We start from the raw sequence: 26,762 nt of genomic DNA, 5'->3' as shown, positions 1-26,762 counted from the left end.
CCCGGGCATCCACGCATGGCGTGGATCTACTGCTGTGCTGGGCCCGCTCTGGTGGGTGCCGACCGTTGGTCGGCACTCAGCCTGGCCCGGCGCGCCCCTCCTGCCGCCGGGCGCACTCCTGCACCCGGCGGCGCCGTGTCGGTGGTCCTCACCGCTGATGGCCGCTCCCTGCCCTCCGTGCCGTCCTGGCTGGGGCCGCCACCGTTCCGTGGCGGCTGGCCCGATGCTGCAGCCCGACGCGGTGCATCGGGCAATGCGTGCCGACCGGGGTCGGCACCTACCGGCGCTGGGTGCCCTCGTCCCGGCTCGCCTGCGGGAACTGGAACGCGCTGTCGGCGTCGTAGCCGCTGTTGGCGGTGGTGCCACGTGCCGGTGGGGCGATGCTGCTGGTACCACTGCCGAAGCCGAGGATCTGCACGCTGATCACCGACGGCTGGTTGCGCCGCGCGTCGTCCTGGCTCTTGCGCATCACATCCTGTGCCGCCTGGCTGGCACTGTTCGCTGCCGCACTGGCCGAGGCCAGCGCATTGACGTTCACCGTGGCCAGCACCGGCAGGCCCTTGCTTTCGCCCTGCACCTGGATGTTGGCAGCATTGAGCACCTGCAGCGCGGCGAGGTTGATATTGCCCGATACGCGGATGCCGGCCTCACCTGCATCGATGGTGCCCAACGGTGCGATCAGATCGACGTCACCCGGCGGCACTTCGGCAATCGGGTTCAAGGTGGCGATGCCCGCACCGCTGGCCGGCACCTGGGGCGACAGCACCACGTTGCCCCAGGTGTCGTAGACACGACGCGGCGGGGTATACACCAGCGTGGTGCGCGAACCACGCCCGGCATTGATGTCGCCCTGCTCTGACCAGGCCAGGATGTCGCCGCCAAAGGTGGTCATCACGCGCGAAAGGCCCAGCAGCACGCTGTCCTGGCTGAACAGCCGGATATCGCCTTGCCCCTGGGTTACCAGGCCTGCTGTCGACGGGGGCACGACGCCCTGCACGCCCACCACGATCTGCCCGCCCGGCGCCATCAGCTCGATGTTGCCGCCGGCCTGCGTGCGCACGCCGGAACCGCCATACATCACGATGTCGCCCGTGCGCGCGAGGCTCGCCCCGGCGCCATTGCGGTCGGGCAGCAGCGTGGCGATGGCTTCGCGTCCCCGCAGGTAGGAACCGAATCGAGGGCCCTCGGCGTCGTTGTACTCGCGCCCACCCTCACGCAGTTCCGCGTAATAGACCTGGCGCAGGAAGATGCGCTGCTGTTCGCTCGGAAGCGCATCGAACGCAATCAATGCATCGGCCCCGTCGACACTCATGCCGAACCGCTGCAGCAGCCACTGCTTCAATTCCTTGTCGTAGATCTTCACGACTTTTCCGGGCTGCGACGCCAGCGGCAGCGCCGGATCCGCCAGATTCCCGGGTTGCAGATAGCGTGCGCGCAGCGCATCGAAATCGATGTCCTGGTTGCCCGCGGTCAGCGACACGCTCGCGCCCGGGCGGGTATCGCCCTGGATCAGGCCACCGGTGGTGGTCACGCTGCCCGCATCCTCGAAACGCAGCTGTCGGCCCGCACTCACCTCCACGTTGCCAGGGCCAGCCACGCGCACCGTGCTGCGTACAACGTCACGGCCCGCCTGGACGACCGTGATATCGGTCGGCGAGTTGTTGAGCGCACCGATGCTCGACACCAGGATGTCTCCGCCAGCCTTGACCCTCACCGGCGCGGCCACATCGATCCAGTTCAGCTGGCTTCGCGTACCGGTAGGGTTGGCCAGCAGCCACTGGCTTCCGGTGCGCAGGCCAACAATGTCTCCCTTCACAGCATAGAAGCGGTCTGCTGCGTTCGCGGCGCCGCGTACTCCACTGCCAAGCAGGGCATTGGGTCCAAATGCGAACAGCGGCAGCTGCGCCTGCGGATCCACCGTCACGCCATCGGCGGACGCATTCCCGATCTCGGTGTTGCCCGCCACTGCGATGTAGCCCGGTGCGAACGGCGATGGCAGGCGGACGTCCGCGCCGGAGCTGCTGATCTGCGCGCCCTGCGGCTGGCCCAGAATCGAGTCCATGGCCAGCACCTCCACCGCCCCATTGGCCGACGGCGCTGCCAGCAGCACGTCATACCCGGTTACCTGCGTGGTCCTCCCCAAGCGGATGCTGCCGCTGGCCGCCAGCATCCTCAGCTGCGACGGATACAACCAGTAGCGCACATCGCCGCCTTCCAGCAACGGGAGCTGCTCGGCAAACAGTTCGCCGTTCGCCAGCACCGGCCTGGTGGTGCCGGTCTGCTGCCCGGGTGCCAGGTCACCGCCGGCCGCGATCAGGTTCACCGCCGTATTGGCCGTCCACAGGGAGAACCAGCTGCTGGACGCTGCGATGCGTCCGTCCCCAAGCGCCAGGGCGTTGAAATTGGCTACCGGTACCCGGCCGGCATCGGCCACACCGGCCAGCACCACATCGCCGCGCGCCTGCAGGGTCGCCACCGAGTCACCGAGGACCAGGACCGGCCCGCCCATCGCCTCGCCCATCTGGGCGCGGAACGGATCTTCCTGCCGCAGGCCCGCATAGGGGGCCACGTAGTGGCTCTCGTTCGTGGCGATGCCACCAATGCGCGCGGCCTCCACCTGCACATGCCCACGCAGGTTCACCAGCGTCCCGGTGAGGGGAAGGTTCGGGGTGTTTGCCGCTGGCGACGTCGTCGTTGCTGCCAGGTTCGGGTTCAGCGCACCGCCCAGCCGCATCGACAGGTCACCACCGCCGGTCAGGTGCAGCGTGCCGTCCGCATCCACGCGTCCGGTGGAGCCGACGACCGCCACCACGCCGTCCGAATGGCGGGCACGACTGCTCATGGCGCCGAAGTTCCTGGTCGCGCCGGCATTGCCTCCCGCTTCCAGCGTCAGGTTGCCACCGCCCAGCGTGCCGAAGCCCACGAAGCCGACCATGCGGGGGCCGGTCAGCGACGGGCGCGAAGTATAGGCACCGAAATTGATCCACCAGCTTGTGGCGGAAGACTTCGCCGCCGCGCTGGCGTCGTTGCCCTGCCGCCACAGCCAGTTGCCCACCGCACCGGCGGCATAGCCGGCGACCTCGCCGAAGGAGCCGAGCGGCGTTTCGAAGCCGACCTCGCCTTCCGCATCCCACAGGTCCCCGCGGATGTCGCGGCCAGCGGAGATGGTCAGATTGCCACCCTGGTCCGGATACCACGCCTGCCAGGCGCCAAGGGCCGCGTCGTAACGGGTGTCGAAGCGCGTCGGCCCCAGCAGGTTGTCCTGGCCCGGCGCGGCCGCCCGTTGCGGATTGAAGGCCGCGTCACGGCCATTGCCGAGCGAGGTCGGGGCACCGGCGGTGTACACGCCGTAGCCCGACATCATGCGCACGTCACGGGCCGCCAGCAGCTGCAGATCGCCCTTGCCGGTACGCAGTACGCTCCACAGCGGCGTGGCGGTCTTCGCGCCGTAGGTGGTCTTCTCGATCAGCTGGCCGCCACCGTAGCAGTAGCCGGCGCTGGCGCAGAATTCCGCCTCGGTCATCCCGAAGATCGCCGCGAACTCCTTGGCGGACGTGCCCACCGCGGATTCGTCACCCTGCCAGTCCAGCGAGCCCTGTTTGTCCACCAGCCGCGGGGCAGGCTCGCAGTAGGGGCCGAAGCTGCACAGGTCCTCCTCGCTCATGCCCAGTTCGGCGGCCGCATCCTTGATCGGAATGCCCGCACGCGACGCATCACCCCACATGTCGATGGAGCCCTGCTCGCTGAACACCTTGTCACCCACCCACTCGCTGGTCTTGTGGACGGTCGTGATGGTGCCGTAGTGGCTGTCGGCCAACACCACGTCGCCATCCGCGCCGAGCCGGCGCAGGCGCGGGTCGGCAGCGGTCGTGTCGGCGCCGGCCACGGCCAACACGTCCCAGGAGGTCGTGCCTTCCGGCAGCATCGGGGCCAGCGCCCAGTTGCGCCCCTGGCTGCCGCTGGCATCGGCCGGGCGCAGGTTCACCGGCTTTCCGTCGGCCAGCTTCACTGCTGTCATGGAAGGAATGAGCGAGCCAGGGGCCAGCGCGATCGCGCCGGACAGTTCCATGGCCTCGGGCAGTGCGGCGCCCGCCGGCCACTGCTGCGCGGCCAGGGTGGCCTTGCTGGCGAGGCGGAAGCCCGCGCCGAGGCGGTCACCGGCGACCAGCTGCAACGGCTGCTGCAGCAGCGTACCGGCAGCCAGTACCGTGCCGTCGGCGACGGTTACCGTGGACGGCAACACCATGCCCGCCGGCAGCAGCAGGCGCCCACCCAGCCGCATTTCCGCCGGCAGCACCGTGCCGGCAGGCAGATCGGTCTGTGCGAAAGGAATCGCATAGTTCAGCACGGCACCCTTCGGGAAGCGCGTCCTGGCCTGCAGTGTCACGCCATCGATGGGTACCACGATGTCACCACCCAGCGGGGTGATGCGCGTGGTGTTGGTATCGGCGGTTTCGCCCAGCAGCCAACCTGCCTCATCCGGGCTGGCCGGCGGCGGCGCAAAGCCATCGTTGATGCTGCCATAGATGTTGATGTCACCCGCAGCACGCAGCACCATCGCGGCCGACTCGCCAAAGCCGCGACGGGCGGGATCACTGCGGTCGGCCAGCGGACCGTAACGGTAGCCGGAAAGATCCAGGTCGCCGCGAACGGTCAGGCTGCCGCGGGGATTGTCGCTGGATACCTGGCCGACGATCTCCACGCCCGGCCGCAGGCGCACCTTGCCCAGCGCGGCCAGGCGCGCGGCCAGGTCGGCATTGCCGAGAGCGGCATTCATCCAGGCCTGGTTGTGCGGGTCGACCACCGTGTCCAGCCACTGCTGGGTGATCTGCTGCGGCCGCTGACCGTTGACGTCGGGTGTCAGCGCCAAGGGCGCATCGGTGTAGCGGCGGAAGGCGTTGACCAGCACGTCGCGCGCGCCCATGACCTCGACACCCGCCTCGGCGCGCACGGCCGCATCGTCAACGCCACGACGTGGCACATTGAGAGTGAAGGTACCGCGTGCCACACCGTCATTCTGGCCTGGCGCCGCGCCTGCCGGCACCGCTGTACCACTGCGCAGATCCACCCGCGCACCGCTGCCCAGCACCACCTCGCCTTCACCACTGGTCAACTCCACCTGGGCGCGGTTGGTGCTGTCGATGATCTTGCCGTAGCTGTCCACGCGCAGCCCGGTGCCATGCGCATCCAGCAGTGCGTCCACCTGCAGGCGGTCACGCGCCGACAGGCGGATGCTGCCCACCTGCTCGCCACTGGCATCGATGCGTCCATTCACCCGCAGGCTGCCGCCATCGAGGCTGAGTGCCACGTTGCGGGCCTTCACCGTGTCGGTCACGGTCAGGTCGCCCTGCTTGAGCTGGAAGCTGCGCGTACCAAAGAAGCCGCCCTCGTCCAGCTGGCGGTTGAGTGCGGAGAAATCGCCCAGGTGTTGTGCGCGCAGCATCAGCTCGCCGCTGTCATACGGCACGGTGCTGCCACCCACTGCCTGCCGCCCACTCGCGCTGCCGCGCAACGTTCCGGCCAGATCGACCCTACCTGCGCGTTCACCCAGAGCATTGACACTGATCCGGCCACCGCGGTTGTTCAGCGCCGACACATCGATGCGCGACCCGGCTGCTGCCAGCACATCCCCCTGTTCGGCGGTGAGTTCAACATCACCACCCCAGCTGTACTTGTCGAGGTCGTCCATGCGCACCCGGCGGCCCGCCACATCGACAACGGCATTGCCACCGAGCGTCAGATTGCCGGTCGCCGTCGCCTGCAGGCGGCCCGATGCAAGGGCCAGCGTGGAGTCGATCAGGATGTTGCGCGCCTTCAGGTCCAGTTCGGCACCGAGCAGATCATTGCTCGCAGTGTGGCCAGCTCCGCTGATGCGGAGATCCCCACCGGTACGCACCTGCAGGCGACCGCCTGCCGCGCCGGTCAGCAGCGGCGCCTGGATGTCCAGCGCCCCCCCGCTGTATTGCCAGCCGCTGCCTGCCTGGTATGCCCCGCGGGCCTGATAGACATCCAGCCCACCCTGGCCGGCAAACTGCACCTGCTCGGACGCGCGCAGGGTCACGCCATCGAAGCCGAGGATCTGGCGGTTCGCGGGCACTTCCGAACTGGGCCGCGTATAGGGCGCACGCCCCAGTATCAACGAACGGGTGCTGATCTCCAGCAGGCCATGGCCAAGACGATCAACCATCGGCGCTCCCGGCGCCTGCGGTGTACCGTCGGTGAAGTTCGTCGTCAGTGCCTGGGTGCCATCCCATACCAGCGTGTCGGCGAAGATGCGGGCCTGATCGCCGGCGCTGCCATAGCCATGAATGGCCGGCGCACCCAGTACCAGTTCGCGCAGGCTGCTGTTGCCTGTGGCCGGATTGCGCGTATCCAGGTCCACGTTTCCGAATACGTTGATCGAATCACGCGCGGTCAGGCTGAGCGTCTCCAGCGCCGGCGTGCCTGCCGCCGTATTGCCACGCAGCAGCTGCTGCAGCGTCTGCTGGTTCAGTGCCAACCCCTGCGGAAGCGCTCCTTGAAGCGCCGCCGCCTGCAGGGCAGTGGCATCACCGAGGTTGATGGATGTCATCGAAAGCCCCAGCCGGCGCGTTCCGTAGCTGACGTTGTCGCGAAGCTGGAAGCCACCCTCGGTGCTGGCGTTGATGCTGCCTTCGGACAGCAATCGGGTCTGCCCGCTGCAGCTTCCGCTCTGGCAGGCACCGATGTCGATCGCAACCTGGGCCCCGGCTCCGCCCGACAGCAGATTGGTCTGCCCATTGGAGACTGCAAGCAGGCCGACGTTCGCATCCAGCTTCATCAGGTAGCCATCGGTTGCATCGTACGCCGGGCGGCCAAGACCCACGGAGCTGATCGTCGCGCCCTGTTCGACGACGATGCCGGCCCCTCCCGTCCCGGTGCCCAGCAGCACTTCCGGTGCCAGCAGCGATGCGCCGGACCGCACGAGCACGCCCTTGCCTGGGGCCGAGACGTTGAGCGTCCCCAACAGGCTGTCGCTGGGGCGAAGCGTGACGCCGACCATCAGGCGCGATGGCTGCAGCGCCGTCAGCGCATCGGCGAACAGCGCCGCTCCACTGCTGGAGATTGCACGCTGACCCACTGCCAGGATCTCCAGCGGGCCGCTGCTGGTCACCACCGACACCGTACCGCCGAATCCCTTGCTTCCCGCAGCCGCGGCAAACCGCGTGGCGCCCTGCATCCGCAGCGCGCTTTCCGCCGCCAGCCCTGCGCCTGCTCCCAGGTTCAGCTGCAGGGTGCCCGCATCCACCGACTGCAGGCCCCGCGCCACGCCGCGCCGGTTCGCATCATCCAGTACAAACTGGTTGTAGCTGGTTTCGTTGTAGCCGGAATGTCGGCGCACCACCTCCGCCGGCGTCAGCAGCAGATCCGTCCAGAGCGGCGATGCCGATGCGCCCAGCCCCTGCGCCTGCTGTCCACTCACCCGCCAGGACCCGGTGCCGGTTGCGGTGGCACCTGCCTGCCGGGTGCCCTGCGCGCCCAGCTCGACCCGGAACGCGCCAGGCTGCAGTGCATAGGAGGCCGGCAGCAGGGTATAGGTGCCCGCAGCCAGCCCGGGCACGCCTTCAGGAACGGTGATGCGCTGGCCGATGGCCGGATCACTGCTGCCATCCGACAGGCCCAGCGGCGCCACCTGCCCACCATGGGTGGGAACGATGGCGTAGACCCCATTGCTGCTGGCACTGAAGGTATAGGCGGGATTCGCCTCCACCAGCGCGTGCCTGCGCACATCCACCGAGCCGCCGCGGCCGCTGACAAAGCCGGCACCGGTCAGCTCGCCACCACCGGAAAGATCCAGCAGCGCGCCGTCGGCGATGTCGATCGTGTTGCCGACCAGGTTGATGCCCGCCGCCGCTGCGCTGTTGATCATGCCGATCAGGCCGGGGGTGAAGTCGTTGCCGTCGACGCGCCAGCGCTGGCCGTCAACCGTTCCCCCGAAAGGCACACTCAGGCCGGCCGCACTGCTTGATGTCACACTGCCGGGCAGCAGGTCGATGCGGGAGCCCGCTTCCTGCGGGCCCATTCCACCGAGTGTGAGCTGGCCCAGTGGCGCACGCACCACCCCGCCCTGCTCGACCTTCGCCGCCACCAGTGCCAGCGTGCCGAACACCGAATCGGCCACGGCCGGAACGGCGCCGCTGGCATGGATGCGCAGTATGCCGTTGGCGTCGGTCCAGTCATTGCGGCCACCCAGCACATCGTAGATCGAGACCGCGATGCGCCCCTTGGTGCCTGCAACGGGATAGATCTGCGCCGCGGTGATGTCCATGCTGGACGACCCGAGCAGCTGCGTGTCGAAGAAGTTGCTGTTGCCACTGACCTTGGCAAGCAGGCGCAGGTCACCCGCGCTGGCGAGATTCACATTGCCGAATGCGGACAGATCGACCGTGTCACGCACCTCCAGCAGCTGCGTCGATGCCGTGAACGCATGGCCCTGTGCATCGGCACGCGGCGCGCGCGGTGCAACGAAGGGATTGTTCGAGGTCTCGCGGAACCAGCGCGCCTGCGCCAGGCGAAGGTAGGGGGCCTGGATATGCAGGCCGGTGCCCGCCGCGCTGCCTTCGGCCATGCCCATCGCCGCGTCACTCAGGCCGTACAGGCGTACGCTCTGGCCGAGGCGCAGATCCACATCGCCCTGCGCGCGCAGGTCGGCGAACAGCGAAAGGTGATCGAAGCCGCCAGACTGGACCTGTGCCGCCGAGAGCTGGGCGCGCCCGAACTGCAGGGCTGCCGGGCCACCCGGGTTGGCGGCGCCATCCTGCTGCACCAGCGTGATCGCACGCGGCCCGATTTCTGCCGCGCCTGCGCTGGCACCAGGTTCGTACAGACCGCCACCGAACGCGATTCCCAGCGTGCCACCCTGGGCACCCGCACCACCGGCGGCAGCCTTCATGGTGCCATCCAGGTAAAGGCCATTGGCCGAGCGCAGGCTGATCGTGCCGCCATTGCTGGCAACGGCCTGGTCACCCTTGCCCTGCACGGTGAGCGTCTCGCGGGCGCCCGATGCGTCCAGCACGGCGCCGCGCTCGATCACCACGAAGGCATCGGGCGGACGGTTTTCCAGTCCGTCCCGCGACTCCCAATCCAGCGTGCCACCGATGCCGATGCTGCCACCTGCGTGCACAAGGCCCTGGTAGCGACCGCTGGCGTCCCGCTCGGCATGGCTGTCCCCTGACACATCCAGCACCGCACCACTGCCGATGCGGTAGGTCAGTGGCGCGCCGCCCATCTGGTAGCGCTGCAGGCGGTCACGCACGTCATCCAGCAGGATGCTGCCGCCACGGGCGATCAGCGCACCGGCGACATCCAGGTTGCCGGCACCGCGCAGCTCGATCGACTGCCCGGAATCCACCTGGACCACAGCGCCCTCGCCAATGCGGACATCGCCACCGGTGGTGTTGCGCTGGGACCGCAGCAGCACGCTGGCACCACGGCGCTGCGTCACCTCACCCGTGGCGGGCCGGGCTTCATACAGCGGAGCGGTCCAGGCCTGCAACCCTTCATCGGCCGACGCTGCGCCGGCAGCACCCTCGCGCACCCGCAGGCTCGGCGCCAGCACATCCAGCCGCGTGGCCGCGGCGACGTCCAACCCGGCATGGCCATTGAGGTCGTAACGGCTGAAGCCACTGCGCAGCAGCGTAGGAGACAGCCACAGGCTGCCCTCACCACCCGCGCTGTCCGCCAGCAAGACATGGCCACCGGTCGCCAGCTGAAGCGTACCGGCACCACTGCTTCCCAAGCCGCTCAGTTGTCCTGCCAGCGCCAGGCGCCCACTGCCATCGGTGCTTACCTGGCTGCTGTCCGCCAGCAATGCGATGTCGCCGCCCTTGCCACCGGTCACCTTGCCGTTCAGATCGACGCTGCCGCCGCCATCGACATGGATACGGCTGCCCGCGGCAATGATCACGTCATGGCTGCTCTCGATCTGGACACGACCTCCGTGGATCCACGGACGCGCGCTACCGGCAGCCTCGTCCAGGCGCTGGTTGGCCCAGCGGCCATCGAGATCGACTGCCGCCTCCGCACCCAGCGTGATCACGCCGCGTCCGTTGGCCTGCACCACCTGCATCCTGCCGGTGGCATCGGCGAGCAGGTTGCTGGCAGTCAGGGTTCCGCTGGCGATGCGCACCGAGCCATTGATGTCGACGCGCCCTGCCACCAGGTTCAGCTGCCCACCGTCGGCCAGCGACAGGGCGTTGTCCAGTGTGATGCTGCGCGAGGTGGCCAGATCCAGCCGGCCCCATTGCTGCGCGCTCAGCTGGTCGGCATCCAGCCATACGGTATTGCGCCGGCTTTCATCCAATGCGCCCTGCAGGCTCCAGCTGCCCGCGGCCGCAGCGGGTTTGCCGATGCGCACCTGTGAATCGAACACGGCATTGCGGCCGCTGCCATCGAAACGTCCAAGCCAGAGCTGGGCGCCCCGCGCCACGGCTGTCTGCGACTGCGTGTAGCCATCACTGTTGCTGCCAGGCGCACGGACCTGCCGCGAACCATTGAACACCGCCGTATCAACCTGGCCTTCCAGGACCGCGGTGGGCGCCGAGACCAGCAACCGGCCAGCGTCACGCCCCACGGTATACCCGTTCTCGTAGCGCGATTCCGCACCAATCAGCGGGTTGCGCCAGGCCTCGGTGACGCCCCATCGCGCCTGCTCCAGCTCGTAGCCTCGATACAGGCCGGCAAATCCACGATCGGCCGGTGCGTCATCAAGCAGGTAGAGCTGGCCATCGTTGCCACGCAACCAGCTTTGCCTGATCGTGCCACTGGCTACGTCGAGGCTGCCGCCGGAGAGGTTGATGCGGGAACCGCTGCTGCTGATCACTTCGCTGGCGGCCAGCTGCACGGTGCCACCCTGCGCTGCCCATTCGCCGATCGAATGGCCCTGGTTGCCCAGATAGCCCCCCACTTCCAGCAAGCCCCCGGCGGCATACCAGCGCTCACCCTCGTTGCCGCCGGTTCCGGCGGGGAGCTGGACCAGCCCGCGGCGATCGACCCACACCTTGGTGCTTGCCAGCTTGCCGCTATCGCGGTTGTCCGGCGAATCGCGCAGTTCATTGCCCTGCACGTTGATTTCCAGCTGGTTGCTTTCCATCGCAACATTCACGCCAGTGGCGCCAGACACATCCAAGCGTGCTCCGTCAGCCAGCAGCGCACGCTGCTGCGCATCCACCACCACCTGCCCGCCGGTCGCCAGCGTCAGCGATCCACGCTGGGCTTCCACGGTTCCACCCGACACGATTTCCACGCGCGACTGGTCACGGCGGTCCTGCAGGCGGGACAGATTGTCGAAAGCCCCCTGCGCGACGGTGCTGCGCACTGCGTCCTGCTGCGTCGACTGCTCCAGCAGTGCCTGGCGCTGGCTGTCCAACGCCGTCGTCTTGCCGTCATCCTCCAGCAGGATCGCCGTGGTCGAGCCTTCGGCGAGGGTGACGCTGCTCTTCCTGTCAGCAGCGGACGTCAACAGGTGCACCGTGCCGCGCTGGTTCAGCGTGCTGGTCGCCACCACCACGCCCGCCTGCTGCACTGTGCGCCCGGCCAGGGTGACGTCACCTTCGCGCGCCTGGATCAAGCCACTGTTGCGGACATCACCTGCAGTACTACCCGCCACGAAGCGGGGCGCAATTTCATTGCCACCCGTGGTGGAGGACGTGTTCTGTGCCGTGCCGACGCCGCGGCGGATCACGAAACTGTCGCCGGCGGCGAGCTGCGCCTGGCCCTTGCGCGTATCGATCTGCCCCGCATTTTCCACGCTGCGGCCGGCCAGAAGTACATAGCCACCGCCACGCGTGGCCGTGGTTGGCTCGTGCGTGGCAATGCGGGCACCGCGCTCGACCATCACCTTGCCGAAGGCGTCGGTAAGCGCATCCGAACTCGCATTGACGCTGTACAGGCCCTGCTCGTTGAACTGCGTATCGCTGATGCGTGCAGCAGCAGCCAGCAGATTGCGGACGTTGACCTGGCTGTTGTTGCCAAAGACAACACCATTGCGGTTGGCCACGAAGACGGTGCCATCCGCCTTGAGCTGGCCCAGTATCTGGCTGGGGCGCGCAGCGGGATCATTGACGCGGTTGAGTACCGCCCAATCCGGGTTCTGAACGAAGTTCAGCGTGGTATTGCCGCCCACGTTGAACGTTTCCCAGTTGAGGATGGCCTTGTCGGCGGTCTGCTCGATGCTGACCAGTACGCGACCGTCGCTGCCCTGCGCCTGGCTGGCCTGTCGCGCATTGATCCAGCCCCGGGTCAACGGATTCTCATCAACCTTCAGGCCGTCCTTGCCGAGGCCGTCGGCAACCACGAAGCCGGCGTCACGCCGTGCCTGACGGGCCTGTTCCTGCAGCCGTTGCTGCAGCGCGATGGCCTGCGCAGCGGTGCCCAGGTTGTCGATCGACTGCTGCAGTTTCTGCCGCGCGGCGTCCTGCTGCTGCGCGGGCAGCTGGAACTGGATCGGCACGCCATTGGGCATCCGCCCACTCTGCGCTGCCGCTCCCTGCGCCGCGCCACGGTCGGCAAACCAGCCCGGGCTGAACGCCTGCTGGGCCTGGCTTGCCGGCGCCACTGCCGTACCCAGTGCAACAGCGACAGCCCACGCCATGGGGTGGTTGCGGCGCGGTGAGGACGGGCGGAATGCGGTCGTGAGCGGGTGCGACATCGGAACCTCTTCAACCTGGTTGGGTGGCCGCCGTCGCGGCGCTGTCTGGAAGATGGGCGTCACTCGCCCTGCCCTTGTTAGACGGGATCGAGGGCGTGAAGCCGACATCAAGAAGGCAACGTGCGGGAGCCGGAACGCAGAAGGCGCCGGCATTGCTGCCGGCGCCTGTTCAGGCCTGGAAATACGCCCTGCGAGCGATTACGGACGGCCGAGGCCGGCGCAGGTGCTCGGGTTGTTCAGACCAGCGGTGCTGCCGGCAACCACGAAGCGGGTACGGATCGCATCGCGCCAGGTGGCGGTCAGCGGAACGAAGCCGTGGGCACGCGAAGCGGCATCGTTGTTGCCGTTGTAGTGGCCCAGCAGGAAGCTGCGCAGCGCGGTGGCCACAGCGGTGGTCTTGTAGCACTGGCCCAGATCGAAGTTGGTGTAGCCCACGATCGGGTAGCCGACGGCCGGCGGGTTGGTGAAGACCGGCACCCAGTTGCGCGGATCGTTGGCAGCGGCACCGGTCGGCGGGGCGACGGTGTTCAGGGTCGCCTGCACGCTCGGATCGTTCGGCGAATAGCCGCGGACCTTGGCGATCTTGGTCGCGTCATCCAGGTTCGGAACCACGTCCGGGCCGATGTAGCCGATGCCGCCGGTGGTGGCATAGACCTTGTCGTACAGCGGCTGGCTGCCCAGCGCCGACGCGGTCACGAAGTTGACCGGCAGGGCCGAGAACTGCTTCCAGAACTCCTGGGTGGTGCTGAACTTGCCGCCGATCAGGTTGGTGCCGGCAGTGTCAGCGGCCGAGCAGGCGCTGGCGAGGAAGCGGGTCAGCAGTTCGGTGGTGCCGCTCTTCTCGTTGCGGTAGACGACGGTGATCGGGCCCGAACGGCTGGCGTCGACGTCGCTCCAGTTGGTGATCTTGCCCGAGAAGACGCCGCACAGCTGGCTGACGCTCAGATCAAGGTTGCCACCGGCGCTGTTGAACGGGATGGTCACCGAGGTGCCGACAGAGGGGATCTGGATCAGCGGACCGTAGGTCGGGGCGAAGTTGGCGGTGTAGGCGGTGATTTCAGCGTCGGTCAGGACCGAGTCGCTGCCGGCGAAATGCACGGTGCCGGTGGTATTGAACAGCTCGGCCTTGTTTTCCAGGAAGGCCTGCTTGCCAGTGCCCGAACCGGTCACTTCATAGCTGAAGGTGGCCGGCAGGATGCTGTCCGAGGAACCCTTGTACAGCTTGGCCGGCAGCGAAGCGCCGCCGCCCTGCACGAGCGACTGGGCCGAAGCGGCACCAGCAGTGGCGAGCAGCGCGGTGGCAACCAGCGCGGCCAGGGTCTTGTACTTGTTCATGATCTTCTCCTGAAGGGTTTACTGCGAAGGGAAACACCAAGGGAGGAACGGTCACTACACGCCTGCTGCCGCCGAGGGCCTCCCAGCCCACTCTGCGGCGACGTGGCTATGCTGGTCCGCGCCGATGACAGGCCGCTTAAGAAACCTGTGGAAGATCGGGAAAAGGTGTGGAGGATTGTGTGGAGAAATCCAGCCGCCAGCAGATCCACGCCATGCGTGCATGCGCCGCCCATGGCGCGCGCCGGCTGATGCATCCACGCAGGGCGTGGATCTACTGCACCAGCTGGTTCATTTCCATGATCGGCATCAGCACGGCCAGCACGATCGTCAGCACCACACCGCCCATTACCAGGATCATGGTCGGCTCCAGCAACGCAGTCAGTGCCATCGCGCGACGCTCGATCTCGCGCGAAATCGTCTGCGCGGCGCGATCCAGCAGCGGCGCCAGCGAGCCGGTCTTTTCACCGCTGGCCACCAGGTGCACCAGGATCGGCGGATAGACCTTCTGTACCTTCAGCGCAGATCCCAGTGCCGCGCCTTCACGTACGCGCGCGGACACATCATCCGCGCAGCGCGCCAGCAGCGCGTTGCCCAGCGTCTGCCGCGCCGCCTCCAAGGCGCGCAGCAGCGGCACGCCGGCATCCAGCAGGATCGCCAGTGTCGAGGCGAAACGCGCACTGTTCACACCCAGCACGAAGCGCCCGACCATCGGCACCCGCAGCAGCATCGCGTCCCAGCGCAGGCGCAGGTCAGGCTTGCGCAGGGCCAACCGCCAGGCCACCACCAGCGCAGCGATCCCAAGCCCCATCCACATGCCCCAGCTGCGCACGAAGGCGCTGGCGGCCAGCATCACCTGCGTGAGCATCGGCAACGTCTGCCGTGCCTGCACGAACGCGGTCACCACCTGCGGCACCACGTAGCTGAGCAGGAAAATCACGATCGCCACCGATACCAGGCTGATCGCCGCCGGGTAGATGAAGGCGGTCAATACCTTGGCCTGCAGCGCGTTGCGCTCTTCGATGTAGTCGGCCAGGCGCTCCATGACCCGTGCCAGGTCGCCGGAGTCTTCACCGGCACCCACCAGCGCCCGATAGATCGGCGGAAAATCGCGCGGCCGCGCAGCCAGGGCCACGGTCAGGCGCTGGCCGGCGCGCACGTCGGCGCGTACTGCGGTGAGCGCCTGCGCCACGTGCGGACGTTCGGCCTGCTCAATCACTGCACTCAATGCGCCTTCCAAGGGCAGGCTGGCGGCCAACAGGCTGGCCAGCTGGCGCGTGGCCCAGGCCAGCTCGCTGGCGGACAACCGGCGAGCGCCCCAGCCACTGCCGGCACTGCGTGCCACGCTGACCTGTACGGGGGTCAGCCCACGCCCGCGCAGCAGCTGGCGGGCACCGCGCGGACTGTCGGCATCCAACTGGCCCTTCTCGATGCGGCCCTGCGCGTTGGCGGCCTGGTAGTCGAACAGTGCCATCGTCGCCTCACGCGTCGCCGGTGACGCGCAGGATTTCTTCCAGCGTGGTCACGCCACTGTCGACCCAGCGCTGGCCGTCCTCGCGCAGGTTGCGCATGCCCGCCCGCCGCGCCGCCTCCCGCAGGGCAGGCTCACCCTGCCCTTCATGGATCAGTGCGCGTACGCGGTCGTCGACCACGAACAGCTCGTGGATGCCGGTGCGTCCCCGATAGCCGCTGTTGGCGCAGGCCGCGCAGCCCACCGCACGCCATACGGTGCGTCCCTCGCCGTCCACCTCGGCACGTCGGCACTGCGTGCACAGCCGCCGCACCAGCCGCTGCGCCAGCACGCCGCGCAGCGAAGACGCCAGCAGGAAGGGCTCCACGCCCATGTCGGCCAGGCGGGTCACTGCCGAGATCGCGTCGTTGGTGTGCAGCGAGGCCAGCACGCCGTGCCCGGTCAGCGACGACTGCACCGCGATCTGCGCGGTTTCCAGGTCGCGGATCTCACCGATCATGATGGTGTCCGGATCCTGGCGCAGGATCGCGCGCAGCGCGGTGCCGAAGCTCATGCCGATGCGCGCGTTGACCTGGATCTGGCCGATGCCCGCGAAGTCGTACTCCACCGGGTCTTCCACGGTGAGGATGTTGCTGGTGCTGCTGTCGAGCTGGCCCAGTGCGGCGTACAGCGACGTGGTCTTGCCGCTGCCGGTCGGCCCGGTGACCAGCACGATGCCATGTGGCTGCCGGATCAATCCGGTGAAGGTGGCCAGGGTGTCATCGGCCATGCCCAGCCGCTGCAGCTGCAGGCGGCCGGCATCCTTCTCCAGCAGTCGCAGCACGGCACGCTCGCCATGCCCGGTCGGCACCGTGGAGACGCGGATATCCAGCGGCCGCCCGCCCACGCGGATTGCGATGCGCCCGTCCTGCGGCAGCCGCTTCTCGGCGATGTCCAGGTGGGCCATGATCTTGATGCGCGATACCATCGCCGCGTGCAGTGCGCGCCGTGGCTGCACCATGTCGCGCAACGTGCCGTCCACCCGGTAGCGCACCACCGAATGGGTCTCGAACGGCTCGATGTGCAGATCGCTGGCGCCATCGCGTGCGGCCTGTGCCAGCAGCGCGTTGATCATGCGGATCACCGGCGCATCGTCCTGTGCATCCAGCAGATCGGCGACCTCCGGCATGTCCTGCATCAGCCGGTCCAGGTCGACTTCGCTTTCGGCGGCTCCGACCACCGCAGCGGCATCGCCGCCGTCACGGTACTGCTCACCCAACCGCTGCTGCCAGGTCGCAGCATCCAATGCCTGGAACGGCAGCGGACCATGCCGTCGGCGCAGTTCGGCCACCGCCCACGCCGCGGTGTCGGCGGTGCCCAGCAGCACCGGCTCGCCGCCGGCCTCGGACAACATCACCCCATGGCTGCGCACCCAGGCGTACGGCAGCGACGCAGCGGCGCTCACGGCCCGATCACCAGTTCCGGCGTGTAGCCCAGCCCGCGCAGCTGCTGCAGTGCCGGGTCCAGCGTCGCCGGATCGCGCGGCAATCGCACGCGCAGGCGTTGCCCACTCTCGCCAGGCGTCGCTTCGGCATAGGCCTGCAGGCCCAGCGCACGCACCTGCGCGACACCCTGGCTGGCACGTGCCGGGTCCAGCCCCTGCGCGAACTGCACCAGTTGCGCATCGCCCTCCCCAGCCGGGTACAGCGCAGCCAGGCTGGTGTTCTGCAAGGGCTGGCCCTGGCCATCGCGCGCATTGCCCTGGCCCAGTACGGAAAGGTCCTGCGGTGGCAGCTGCGGTGCCGACAGCGCCGGCAAGGCCCAGCTCTGTGCCGGCTGCGCGCCGGCCTGCGCGTTGCGCATGTAGTCATAGCGGTCGCGGGTCAGGCGCTGGCCGGCGGCGGGGTCGCGCACCACGTGCGGGCGCAGGAACACCATCAGGTTGGTCTTGGCGCGCTTGCGGGTGTCACTGCGGAACAGTGCGCCCAGCACCGGGATCCTGCCCAGGCCCGGCACCGCGTCGCGGCCATGGCTGACGCTGTCTTCCAGCAGGCCGCCGAGCACCATGATCTGGCCATCGTCGAGCAGCACGCTGGTATCCAGTGCGCGCTTGTTGGTGATGATGCCGGCCGTGCTGCTGGCACTCTGCGCGTCGATGCTGCTGACTTCCTGGTAGATGTCCAGCTTCACCGTGCCGCCCTCGGAGATCTGCGGTCGCACCCGCAGCTTCAGGCCCACGTCCTCGCGCACGATGGTCTGGAACGGGTTGTTGCTGCCACCGCCACCATCGGTCACATAGCGGCCGCTGACGAACGGCACGGTCTGGCCGACCATGATGCTGGCCGCCTCGTTGTCCAGTGTCATCAGGTTCGGCGTGGACAGGATGTTGGCACCACCCTTGCTCTGCAACGCGTTGGCCAGCGCCTTCATGTTGAGGATCTGGCCGACGCCGGGCAGGTTGATGGTGCCGTCGATCACGCCGATCTTCAGGCCATCCTTGGGCAGCACGTCCAGCGTGGTGCGCGCGGTGGTGTTCAGCCCGCTGCCGCCGGTGGCGCCGCCAAAGTGCGTACCGCCGAAGGTACGGCCATTGCCCAGCATCCATTGCACGCCCAGCTCGGCCGCGTCGGTCTGGTTGACCTCCACGATCAGGCTCTCGACCAGCACCTGAGCGCGGCGCTGGTCGAGCTGGTCGATCACCCTCCGCAGGTTGCGATACACCGGCTCCGGCGCCGAGATCAGCAGCGTATTGGTGGCGACGTCGGCCTGCACCGAAATGCCGTTCTGGCTGAAGCCGGTGCTTCCCGCATCGATCGGGTCGCGGCGGTTCGGGTCCAGCCGCTGCGATTCCAGCGCATTGCCACCGGGCTTGGCCTGCTGCGGCTGCGGCGACTGCGCCGGCGTGGAGCGGCTGGCGTCGCCGGGCAGCGCCGTGATGCCTTCGTTGCTGCCGGTTGCCGGTGCATCGCTCTGCCCGGCCACCACCCCACGCAGCACGCCGGCCAGCTGGTTGGCCTGGGCATTGCGCAGGTAGACCACATGCAGGTTGCCGGATTCGTCCTGGGCGCGGTCCAGCTTCTCCACCAGCTGCCGCGCCAGACGGGTGCGGCCGGGACTGCTGGAACGCAGCAGTACGCTGTTGCTGCGCGGGTCGGCCATCACCACCACCTTCTGGCCAGGTTCTGCGCCCTGCGCGTCCAGCAGCGGTGCGACCATCGCCGCGACGTCAACGGCGATGCCCTGCTGCAGCTTGACCACGTCGGTGTCCATGCCGGCCGGCGTATCGACGCTGGCGATCACCCGTGCGATGCGCTCCAGGTTGTCGGCATAGTCGGTGATCACCAGCGTGTTGTTGCCCGGATTGGCCGTGATCAGATTGTCCGGGCTGATCATCGGCCGCAGCACCGCTACCATCGCCGCGGCATTTTCGTAGCGCAGCGCGAAGGTACGCGTGGCCACCTCGCCACCGGCACCTCCGCTGCCCACCCGGCCACCGAGCAGCTTGGCGTCGGCCTGAGGCACCACCCGGCTGACGCCGCCGTTCTCGACCACGGCAAAGCCACGCATGCGCAGCGCGCCCAACAGCAACTGGTAGGCCTGGGTGCGGCTTACCGGGCCATCGGAAACCACCGTCATCTTGCCGGTCACCCGCGGATCGACCAGGAACTGGCGCCCGGTGAAGCGGGCCGCCATGCGCAGCACGCCACCGATATCGGTGTCCACCAGGTTCAACTGCACCGGCTCATCGCCGGTGTCCTGCGCCCGCACCGGCGCGGGTACGTGGGCCATGCACACGATCAGGGCCAATGCAGTACTGCAGGCAAGGCTGCGCATCGCCCTCATGGATGGGCACCCGCAGTGGCCACCATCACGATGTTTCCGGAAATCCGTGCCGCCGGCATGTTCGCATCCCCTGTGCGTGTCAGTTGCAGCTGCTGCAGCTCGATGGCCGGGTCGGCCAGCAGCGGCAGCAGCCAGTTCCATAGAGCGTCGGCGGGCAGCGCCTGCACCTGCAGGTGCCAGCGCCCGTCGCGGGCTTCGATTTGCAGGCCGTCGGCAAGACCGGCGGCCTTGATTCCGTCACGCAGGCCGGCCAGTGTCGGGTGCTGGCCCTGCATCTGCTGCTGGCGCTCACGGGCGCGCAGCAGCGGTGCCAGTGCGCGGGACTGCGCCTGCAGTCGCGGCAGCTCGGCCTGCCAGTGCGTGCGCTGTTTCAGCAGGGGCTCCAGCCACAACGACCACAGACCCGCGGCCAACAGCGCCACCACCATCACCCACAGCATCAGCCGGTCGCGTGGTGGCAGGCGTTGCCAGCGCTGCTGCAGGCCCGCCAGCCCCTCGCCCGGTCGCAAGGTACGGGTCGTCACTGTCCGGCTCCGCTCACCCGCAGGCGTCCACCGGCTTCGCGCGCCAGCTGCAGGCCGTGCGCCTGCACTGCTTGCTGCCAGCGCTCGAGCCGCTGTGGATCATCGGCCAATGCCTGGGCATCGGCATCCAGCTCCATCTCCACCTGGCCGGGTTGGTAATGCAGGCTGCGCACCTGCCCGGCCAGCTCCGGAACCGCCTGCAGCGTGCTGGCAACCTGGCGCTGCAGCGGCGGCAACGGCGGCGCCGGCACTGGCACCGCGAGTGCCCGCCTTGCCTGCAACACCGGGTCCACCACATCGGTAATCTCCGGGAAGCGTGCGCTGAACTGCCGCGCCATGTCCTGCTGCAGCGCCTCACCCTCGATCCGCCAACGCGAGACCTGCAGCTGCAGGCCGAGGGCGGCCAGCAGCACCGCCGCCAACGCGAGGCTGATCGCCAGTCGTGGCGCTTGCCGGCCCGCGCCGGGCAGCGGCAATGACCACCCTGGCAGGGGACCACAGGCTTGCCGTTCATGCGTGACGGCGGTGGCCGGCAGGCCATCCGGCCACGCCTGCGGCACGCTGTCGATCCATTGCACGGCCTGCACGCCGGCCTGTTGCAGGCGCGCGGCCAGCGCCTGCATCACCGCACACGCGTCACGTCCGCCATACCATTGGACGAAGCCCCGATCGCGCCCACTGCGCACCAGCAGGTGCTCGCCGCTGACCTGCAGCGTGGCCTGGCCTTCCTGCCACGGCAGCAGCAGTGGCGTCGGATACAGCGCCTGCAGCTGCAGCGCACACGAGGCCAGCAGCTGCTGCGCCTGCACGATCGCCTGCTGGCCGAGCCAGGCCACCGGGACCGTGCCATCCGCCGCCTGCGCACCGTGGGCCAGCGCCACCTCCTGCAGGTCATCCAGCAGCATCGCCTCTACCTCACCCTGCAGTGCCGACTGCAGGCGGCGCCCGGACAGCGGAGGCAGCTGCAGCTCCAGCAGGATCAGGTCGTTCGGATCGAGGCAGGCACGCACCGCAGCCTGCGGATGGCGCAGGCCCAGCGCCGCCAGCGTGTCGCGGCCGTGAGCCAGCACGTCGCCCCTGTGCAGCTGCACCCAGTCCACCGCGCTGTCGGCGCGCAGGCGCTCGAGCGCAGGCAGGCGCACCCGAAGCTGCACGTTCATGCGCCGATCCTCGTCCACACCCGTTGCACACGCACCCCATCGTCGCGGTACTCGCGCCAGAGCAGTGCGCGGAAATCAACCGCGCTGCCATCAGCCTGCACCTGGCCGACTGCCAGGAACCACTCGCTATGGATACCCAAGGGAAGCACGGCCATCTGTTCGTTGCTCAGTTGGAGTCGGTTGGCGATGTCGCCGCGGTTGAGCAGCCAATGCCCAGCGTCGCGCTCGCCGAGCAGCGCCTGCAGCCGTGCCGGCTCGACCGCAGGCGTCACCGCTTGCAGAACGCTCAGGTCGCTGGTGTTGGCATTGACCAGGGTCTGCGCCGGCAGCACCACGCTGCGTCGCGCCAGCGCCTGCACCGCCACCGGATCGGCACCGGGCAGCGCCTGTTCGATCAGTGATTCGCGCGGCAGCGGTGCCTGCGCCTGCATATCGCCATCGCGCAGGCGCGCCTGGATGTGGTCCGCTGCGGCTGCGCACGCACCCCCGCCCAGCCCCTGCCCGGCACACAACGCGATGAAGGCGCGCCGCGCCTCGGGGTCCGGCCTGCCATGCGCCAGCAGGTTGCGCAGGTTGAACATCGACTGCGCATCCACCAGCTGCAGCTGCGCCGGCAACGGCGCCTGCAGCTCCAATGGACGCGCCCAGCGCCCGCTGCGCACCGTGGTCAACTGTTCCTTTACGTCCTCACGCAGCTGCTGCGCGGCACGCTCCAGCGTCACGTCCACCGCCATGCGCACCTGCGCACGCAACTGGTCGCCACGCAGCGCGCGCAGCTGCGCCGACTGCCGGGTCAGCAGCGCGGTGGCAATCACGGCCACCAACGCCACCACCAGCAGGGCGACGATCACCGCCATGCCGCGCTGGCGGGTGCACGGGACCGAACGCGTCCGGGCTGCCATCAGCACGCCTCACAGCTGCCAGGAGCCGATATCCGCGTTCCCGGCGTCGCCACCGGGCTTGCTGTCCGCACCCAGCGAGAACACATCGATGTCGCCATGGGTGCCGGGAACCTGGTACTGGTAAGGATGGCCCCACGGATCGTTGGGCAGGCGATCCAGATACGGCGTCACCGGCATGGCACCGCTGCCCTGCGGCGGCTTCACCAGCGCCTGCAGCCCCTGCTCGGCACTGGGATAGCGACCGTTGTCCAGCTTGAACAGCTTCAGCGCCTGCATCAATGCCGCGATGTCCTGGCGTGCCGCGACCACGCGTGCCTGGTCGGGGCGATCCATCAGCCGCGGCACGATCAGTGCAGCGAGAATGCCGATGATCACCACCACCACCATGATCTCGATCAGGCTGAACCCCTGCTGCCGAGCCCTGCGACCACCTGCCTGCCTTGCCATTGTTCCGCCCTCGTCATCCAGGAAGAGACCGCTGCGCCATGGTCAGCGGTGCATGTGTCAGTACGATAAACATCCGCCGGCAATTCGCTGCGCCGGTGCCGGTGCAGGCACGCGTGCAGCTGGCACGCGTGCCGCTTCGAACAGGTGCGGGGGCACGCTGGCCAGCGTTTCGTCGATGCAGCCGCGCAGCAACGGATGCGTGCACGCCTGCAGCAGGCGCACGCACTGCATCGGCGACCATGCAGTGCTGTGGTCGAGGCCAATGAACATCCGGTAGGCCTGGTGGTAGCGCAGGTCGTCGTACACGCGCTGGGCACTGTTGAGATCGCGCACGACCACCAGCAGGGCCGCACGTTGCAGCAGCCGCGCATCGCCCGCTTCACGCGGCAGCATGCCCATGGCCACGTCGGGCCAGGGCCGCAGCTGCAGGTCGAGGGCGCTTCGCAGTGCCGCCAATGGATGCCCACTGCTATCCAGTGCTGCCCAGCGCGCCGCATCCACCCAGGCATCGCTGGACAGCACCCAGACCCACGAGCGCCCGTAACGCTGCACGTTCAAGGGCGTGTGCCGCGCCTGCTCCAGTGACTGGCTCAGGTGACGATCCAGCTCCAGCATGCTGATCCTGCGACTGTCTGCCATCTGCGTCGCTCGTGCTCCGCGACGCGTGGTGCGTCGTACTCTGGAGAAGACGTCAGCAAGGCAGGTGAAGCGACAACGCGAATGCAACTCTGTGCGCTGGGTGGTGCTTCATCGGCAACGTCATGGCAGCGTCATCCGCCTGCAGGCTTCGCGCTGCATGCGCGGCGCGTCACCGCCGCAACGGCGGGCCAGCACCGCCACGTCGGTGCGGGCAGCGAACGCGATCAGTGCATCGGTCATATCCACGTCATCGCACCATGACGCCATCGCAATGCGTACGGCGGGCAGCTGCCAGCCGTCCATCACGCCGTGGCTACCGGCCACGAACCAGTGCCACAGCCGATGGTGCAGCACCTGCTCATGCAGTTGCGTGAGATCGTCGATGCCATGCATATCCATCAACAGCAGTGCGCGTGCAAGCGCCGCAGGCGGCAGCGCCCCGGTTTCGGCCAGGGGCAGCACCTGCTGCTGCAGGCGCAGCAGCATCGCCAGCGGGTGCGACTGCGGATCGAAGTCCAGCAGCACCGCCTGCTGCTGCCACTGCGCGTCGGACACCACGCACACCCATGGCGAGCCATAGCGGTGCACCATCAAGGGTCGTCGCTGGGTGGTTTCCAGCAACGCCGACAAATTGCGACGCAGATCCAGCACGCCGATGGTCTCGTTGCGCATCCTTGGCTTCTCCTTGCTTGCAACGGCCCTGCGCGGTGCGCACAGCCAGCGTCTTCATCTATCCAAGGACGGCGATGCCACCCGGAAAGCGACGCAGATCCAGCGACATCGTCAGCCGCAGCTGCTCCAGCGCCGCCTCCGGATCATCGATGCGGAAGCGGCCGCTGACCGGTGCGCGCGCCAATGCCGATTCCCCCAGCAGTACCTTGCCACGCCGGTAACGGTTGATCTCGTCCACCACCTCGCGCAGCGGCGCGCGGCGGAACACCAGCATGCCTTCGGTCCAGGCACTGACTTCCGAGGCCACGGCCTCGGCCACCACGCCACTGAGGCGCTCGTCGTACCGGGTCTGCTGGCCGGCCTGCAGCTGCAGGCGGCCCTGAGGGTGCTCGATGCGGGCACTGCCGTGCAGGCAGGTCACCCGTACCTGGCCGTGGGTGTTGCGCACATCCAGGCGTACCGCACCTTCGTCGGCAATCACGCACCCCGGGCCCGCGAACAACGCCAGGCGCAGGCCAGCCTGGGTTTCGATCGCAGCCTGCCCCTGCATCAGCTCGAAGCCTTCGCCACGCGCATCGCTTCGCCGGCGCAGGCTGCTCTGCGTGTCCAGTTCGATCTTCAGCTGCGGCGAGGGCGTGATCTGCAGCCGCTCACCGGTGCCGGTGTGGAAGTCGGCCGTCATCGCCGTCACCGACGGCCACAGTCCCAGCGGCGGGCGGATCGCCGCCACCACCACCAGGCTGGCCGGCGTGGCAATCGCCGCGCCCAGGAAGGCACGCCGGCTCCAGCGCCGGGCCGGCGTCGGCGCAACCGGCTGGCGCGCAGCGGCGGGCAGCTGCGCGCCCGCCAGGCGCACCTGCTCCCATTGCCGGCGCGCACGGCCGAACGCTTCGCGATGAGCAGGATCGGCCTCGCACCACGCACGGAACCTGCGCCCGTCAGCGGCGGTCGCTTCGCCCGAGGTCAGCCGCACCACCCACGCGTGGGCCTGACGCTCAACGGCATCCAGCGGGCGTTGCGGGCGATCGTCAGGATCCATGGGGGCTCATGCCGGACCCGCACGCTGCGGGGTTCTGCTCGGCGTCAAAGTGTAGACGGATGCCGTCGCTCAGAACCGCACCTGGCGCCCCTGCCCGCTGCGCTCGGCCAGATAGTCCTGGGCTGCCTTCAGCTCACGCTGTACCAGCCGCAGCGACACACCGAGGTGATCGGCGACCTCACGCTGCTGCAGGCCATCGACGCGGATCGCCAGCAGGATGCGGCGACGGCGCTCGGGCATGCGCTGCAGCAGGCCGACCATGTCTTCCAGCGCGAAGTCCAGTTCGGCTGCCTGCGCCGGGCCCGGTGCCGGGTCGGCCATGTCCATCAGCGTATCCACCTCCTCCAGGCTCAGCAGGCGGTGATCTGCACGTTGGCGGTCGATCACGGTATTCATCGCCATGCGCAGCAGGTAGGCCGCGGGATTCTGTACGGCATCCAGGCGGTCACGACGCGCACTCAGGCGCATCCAGGTGTCCTGCAGGGCGTCGCCGGCCAGCTCTTCCGAGCCCAGCTTGCGCACCAGCCGGCGCTTCAGCTCGTCGTAGGCCCCCAGAAGGTGGTCCATCAGGTCAACTGCCCCAGCCGTACCGTTGCTCATGTTCGAATCCTTGAAGTCATGGAAGGGGCGCGCGCCCGCCACAGTCGTGGTCGGTGCCGGAAGGTCGGATCTGCAGCGTCACCGGCTGCGGCAGCGTGGCGGCCTCGGCCGCCAGCTGCAGGCCCTGCAGCGCCTGCAGCAGGCGTGCATCGCGGCGATCACTGCCACTGCCGGACAGCAGCTCGGGCTCGCTCACCTGGCCCGCGCCGTCGATGCGGAAGCGCAGCGTTGCGGCGTAGCGGCCGGGCGCGATGGCCGGGTCATCACAGAATGCCGCACGCAGGCGCTGCTGCAGGCCGCCATAGCGACGCCGGCGCTCTGCCTCGGGAAGTTGTCCGCCCGCGGTGCCCTCGACTGCGACGGGCACGCCCCGGCGCAACACCACGCGCTGCTCGCCGATCACCTCGGCCTCGATGCCGGAGTCCTGCAGCAAGGCCTGCAGCGCAGGCAACGGCGCAAGGCTGGCGCGCAGCGCATGGCTGCGGCGGCCCGCAGCCAGGTCGCCCGGGTACATCACCGACCACCCACTGATGACGCTGAAGCGCTCGACCGCCTGTTCCAGCGGCTGCGCGGGGATGTCGTAGGCATGAACAGCATCCTGCGCAGCAGCGGCAAAGGACAGCAGCAGCCATGCGGCGATGGCCACCTTCCAAGTTCTGACCGCATGGTGTCCATTCAGCCCCCTGACGTAGAACACATGACCCTCGGCAGCGACAGCAGCTGCAGTGGACGCGCGGCACGGCCGGAACCCCGGCCCGCGCGCGACCAGCAAGCGGGCTCAAACCGTACCGGGGGCACATGTCATTGCGATGACCGCTGCGCATGGCCGATCGTCTGGCCAGGCCCCCTGGCGCCAGTCACGAATCACGCACGGGGTCAGATCCCGTTGCGCAGCAACGGGATCTGACCCCGACAGGACGAGGTTGCCGGCCAGCGGTCGGCACTACCGCGGGTGCCGGGTGCAACCCGGCCGGAAGCCCCAACCCTCAAAGCGGCAACTGGGTCGTCTGCTTGATCCGCTGCATCGGAATCTCGGTCTTGGTGTTCTGCACCCCGGCGATCCGGTTCAGGTGCTGCATCTGGAACTGCCGGTAGGCATCAAGGTCGGCCACCGCCACCCGCAGCAGGAAGTCGCAGTCGCCGGCCATCAGATGGCATTCAAGCACTTCCGGGAAAGACTTGATGCTGTTGATGAAGTGATTGGTGGTGTCCTCGTCCTGCCCGCGCAGCCACACCCGCACGAACACGGTGAAGCCACGGCCGACCTTGGCCTCGTTCAACAAGGCCACATAGCGGTCGATGTAGCCCCCCTCCTCCAGCAGCCGCACCCGGCGCAGGCAGGCCGACGGCGAGAGCCCGACCAGGCGGGCCAGCTCCAGGTTCTGCAGGCGCCCGTCGCGCTGCAGGGCATCGAGGATGCGCCGATCGAGGTTGTCGAGCTGATACTGCATCGGATTCCGCCTTTTCCGCCCATAGCCGCATGAAGT

At 68.5% G+C, this 26,762-nt stretch carries 15 protein-coding genes; all 15 read right to left on the bottom strand.

The genetic code is table 11. The features are described 5' to 3' along the window. Nucleotides 1-277 precede the first annotated feature (277 nt). The gene (locus B9Y64_RS11825; RefSeq protein WP_100440867.1) at nt 278-12,667 is read right to left on the bottom strand and encodes a filamentous haemagglutinin family protein; all 12,390 of its coding nucleotides are present in this window, start codon (nt 12,665-12,667) and stop codon (nt 278-280) included. 198 nt (nt 12,668-12,865) lie between these two features. Further along, nucleotides 12,866-14,002: a substrate-binding domain-containing protein gene (locus B9Y64_RS11820; protein WP_100440866.1), complete on the bottom strand. Its 1,137-nt coding sequence runs from the start codon at nt 14,000-14,002 to the stop codon at nt 12,866-12,868. 271 nt (nt 14,003-14,273) lie between these two features. Next, entirely contained in the window at nt 14,274-15,473 is a 1,200-nt protein-coding gene (gene gspF, locus B9Y64_RS11815; RefSeq protein WP_100440865.1) for a type II secretion system inner membrane protein GspF, read from the bottom strand. A 7-nt stretch (nt 15,474-15,480) separates the two neighbouring features. Continuing rightward, entirely contained in the window at nt 15,481-16,914 is a 1,434-nt protein-coding gene (gene gspE / locus B9Y64_RS11810) for a type II secretion system ATPase GspE (protein ID WP_100440864.1), read from the bottom strand. Beyond that, nucleotides 16,911-19,292 (bottom strand): type II secretion system secretin GspD, encoded by a 2,382-nt coding sequence (gene gspD / locus B9Y64_RS11805; RefSeq protein WP_100440863.1) that lies wholly within the window; start codon nt 19,290-19,292, stop codon nt 16,911-16,913. Before gspD ends, gspE begins: the two co-directional genes overlap by 4 nt. Further along, nucleotides 19,289-19,816, bottom strand: a complete 528-nt coding sequence (gspM, locus tag B9Y64_RS11800) for a type II secretion system protein GspM (RefSeq protein ID WP_100440862.1) — start codon at nt 19,814-19,816, stop codon at nt 19,289-19,291. The genes gspD and gspM overlap by 4 nt, the downstream gene beginning before the upstream one ends. Continuing rightward, on the bottom strand, nt 19,813-20,976 hold the full coding sequence (gene gspL, locus B9Y64_RS11795) for a type II secretion system protein GspL (protein ID WP_100440861.1): 1,164 nt from the start codon (nt 20,974-20,976) through the stop codon (nt 19,813-19,815). The genes gspM and gspL overlap by 4 nt, the downstream gene beginning before the upstream one ends. Next, on the bottom strand, nt 20,973-21,878 hold the full coding sequence (gene gspK / locus B9Y64_RS11790) for a type II secretion system minor pseudopilin GspK (RefSeq protein ID WP_100440956.1): 906 nt from the start codon (nt 21,876-21,878) through the stop codon (nt 20,973-20,975). Before gspK ends, gspL begins: the two co-directional genes overlap by 4 nt. Before the next feature lie 9 nt (nt 21,879-21,887). After that, entirely contained in the window at nt 21,888-22,325 is a 438-nt protein-coding gene (gspG, locus tag B9Y64_RS11785; RefSeq protein WP_100440860.1) for a type II secretion system major pseudopilin GspG, read from the bottom strand. Between the two features lie 57 nt (nt 22,326-22,382). Next, nucleotides 22,383-22,964 (bottom strand): hypothetical protein, encoded by a 582-nt coding sequence (locus tag B9Y64_RS11780; RefSeq protein WP_100440859.1) that lies wholly within the window; start codon nt 22,962-22,964, stop codon nt 22,383-22,385. Nucleotides 22,965-23,084: 120 nt separating this feature from the next. After that, the gene (locus B9Y64_RS11775; RefSeq protein WP_100440858.1) at nt 23,085-23,636 is read right to left on the bottom strand and encodes a hypothetical protein; all 552 of its coding nucleotides are present in this window, start codon (nt 23,634-23,636) and stop codon (nt 23,085-23,087) included. 58 nt (nt 23,637-23,694) lie between these two features. Further along, nucleotides 23,695-24,675: a FecR family protein gene (locus tag B9Y64_RS11770; protein ID WP_100440857.1), complete on the bottom strand. Its 981-nt coding sequence runs from the start codon at nt 24,673-24,675 to the stop codon at nt 23,695-23,697. A 69-nt stretch (nt 24,676-24,744) separates the two neighbouring features. Continuing rightward, nucleotides 24,745-25,275, bottom strand: a complete 531-nt coding sequence (locus B9Y64_RS11765; RefSeq protein WP_100440955.1) for an RNA polymerase sigma factor — start codon at nt 25,273-25,275, stop codon at nt 24,745-24,747. 16 nt (nt 25,276-25,291) lie between these two features. Next, nucleotides 25,292-25,972, bottom strand: a complete 681-nt coding sequence (locus B9Y64_RS11760) for an STN domain-containing protein (protein ID WP_100440856.1) — start codon at nt 25,970-25,972, stop codon at nt 25,292-25,294. 289 nt (nt 25,973-26,261) lie between these two features. After that, nucleotides 26,262-26,726 (bottom strand): Lrp/AsnC family transcriptional regulator, encoded by a 465-nt coding sequence (locus B9Y64_RS11755; protein WP_005413654.1) that lies wholly within the window; start codon nt 26,724-26,726, stop codon nt 26,262-26,264. Nucleotides 26,727-26,762 lie beyond the last annotated feature (36 nt).

The sequence above is a fragment of the Stenotrophomonas maltophilia genome, from assembly GCF_002799245.1.
GTDB classification, from domain to species: domain Bacteria; phylum Pseudomonadota; class Gammaproteobacteria; order Xanthomonadales; family Xanthomonadaceae; genus Stenotrophomonas; species Stenotrophomonas maltophilia_S.
This window is presented reverse-complemented; position numbering and strand designations above follow the sequence as displayed.

Excerpts from the sequence above, each read along its gene's own strand:
- gspG (WP_100440860.1), bottom strand. The coding sequence starts at position 22,325 with ATGGCAAGGCAGGCAGGTGGTCGCAGGGCTCGGCAGCAGGGGTTCAGC.
- gspD (WP_100440863.1), bottom strand. The coding sequence starts at position 19,292 with ATGAGGGCGATGCGCAGCCTTGCCTGCAGTACTGCATTGGCCCTGATC.
- B9Y64_RS11780 (WP_100440859.1), bottom strand. The coding sequence starts at position 22,964 with ATGGCAGACAGTCGCAGGATCAGCATGCTGGAGCTGGATCGTCACCTG.
- gspK (WP_100440956.1), bottom strand. The coding sequence starts at position 21,878 with ATGGCAGCCCGGACGCGTTCGGTCCCGTGCACCCGCCAGCGCGGCATG.
- B9Y64_RS11825 (WP_100440867.1), bottom strand. The coding sequence starts at position 12,667 with ATGTCGCACCCGCTCACGACCGCATTCCGCCCGTCCTCACCGCGCCGC.
- B9Y64_RS11755 (WP_005413654.1), bottom strand. The coding sequence starts at position 26,726 with ATGCAGTATCAGCTCGACAACCTCGATCGGCGCATCCTCGATGCCCTG.
- gspF (WP_100440865.1), bottom strand. The coding sequence starts at position 15,473 with ATGGCACTGTTCGACTACCAGGCCGCCAACGCGCAGGGCCGCATCGAG.
- B9Y64_RS11770 (WP_100440857.1), bottom strand. The coding sequence starts at position 24,675 with ATGGATCCTGACGATCGCCCGCAACGCCCGCTGGATGCCGTTGAGCGT.
- B9Y64_RS11765 (WP_100440955.1), bottom strand. The coding sequence starts at position 25,275 with ATGAGCAACGGTACGGCTGGGGCAGTTGACCTGATGGACCACCTTCTG.
- gspL (WP_100440861.1), bottom strand. The coding sequence starts at position 20,976 with ATGAACGTGCAGCTTCGGGTGCGCCTGCCTGCGCTCGAGCGCCTGCGC.
- B9Y64_RS11775 (WP_100440858.1), bottom strand. The coding sequence starts at position 23,636 with ATGCGCAACGAGACCATCGGCGTGCTGGATCTGCGTCGCAATTTGTCG.
- B9Y64_RS11820 (WP_100440866.1), bottom strand. The coding sequence starts at position 14,002 with ATGAACAAGTACAAGACCCTGGCCGCGCTGGTTGCCACCGCGCTGCTC.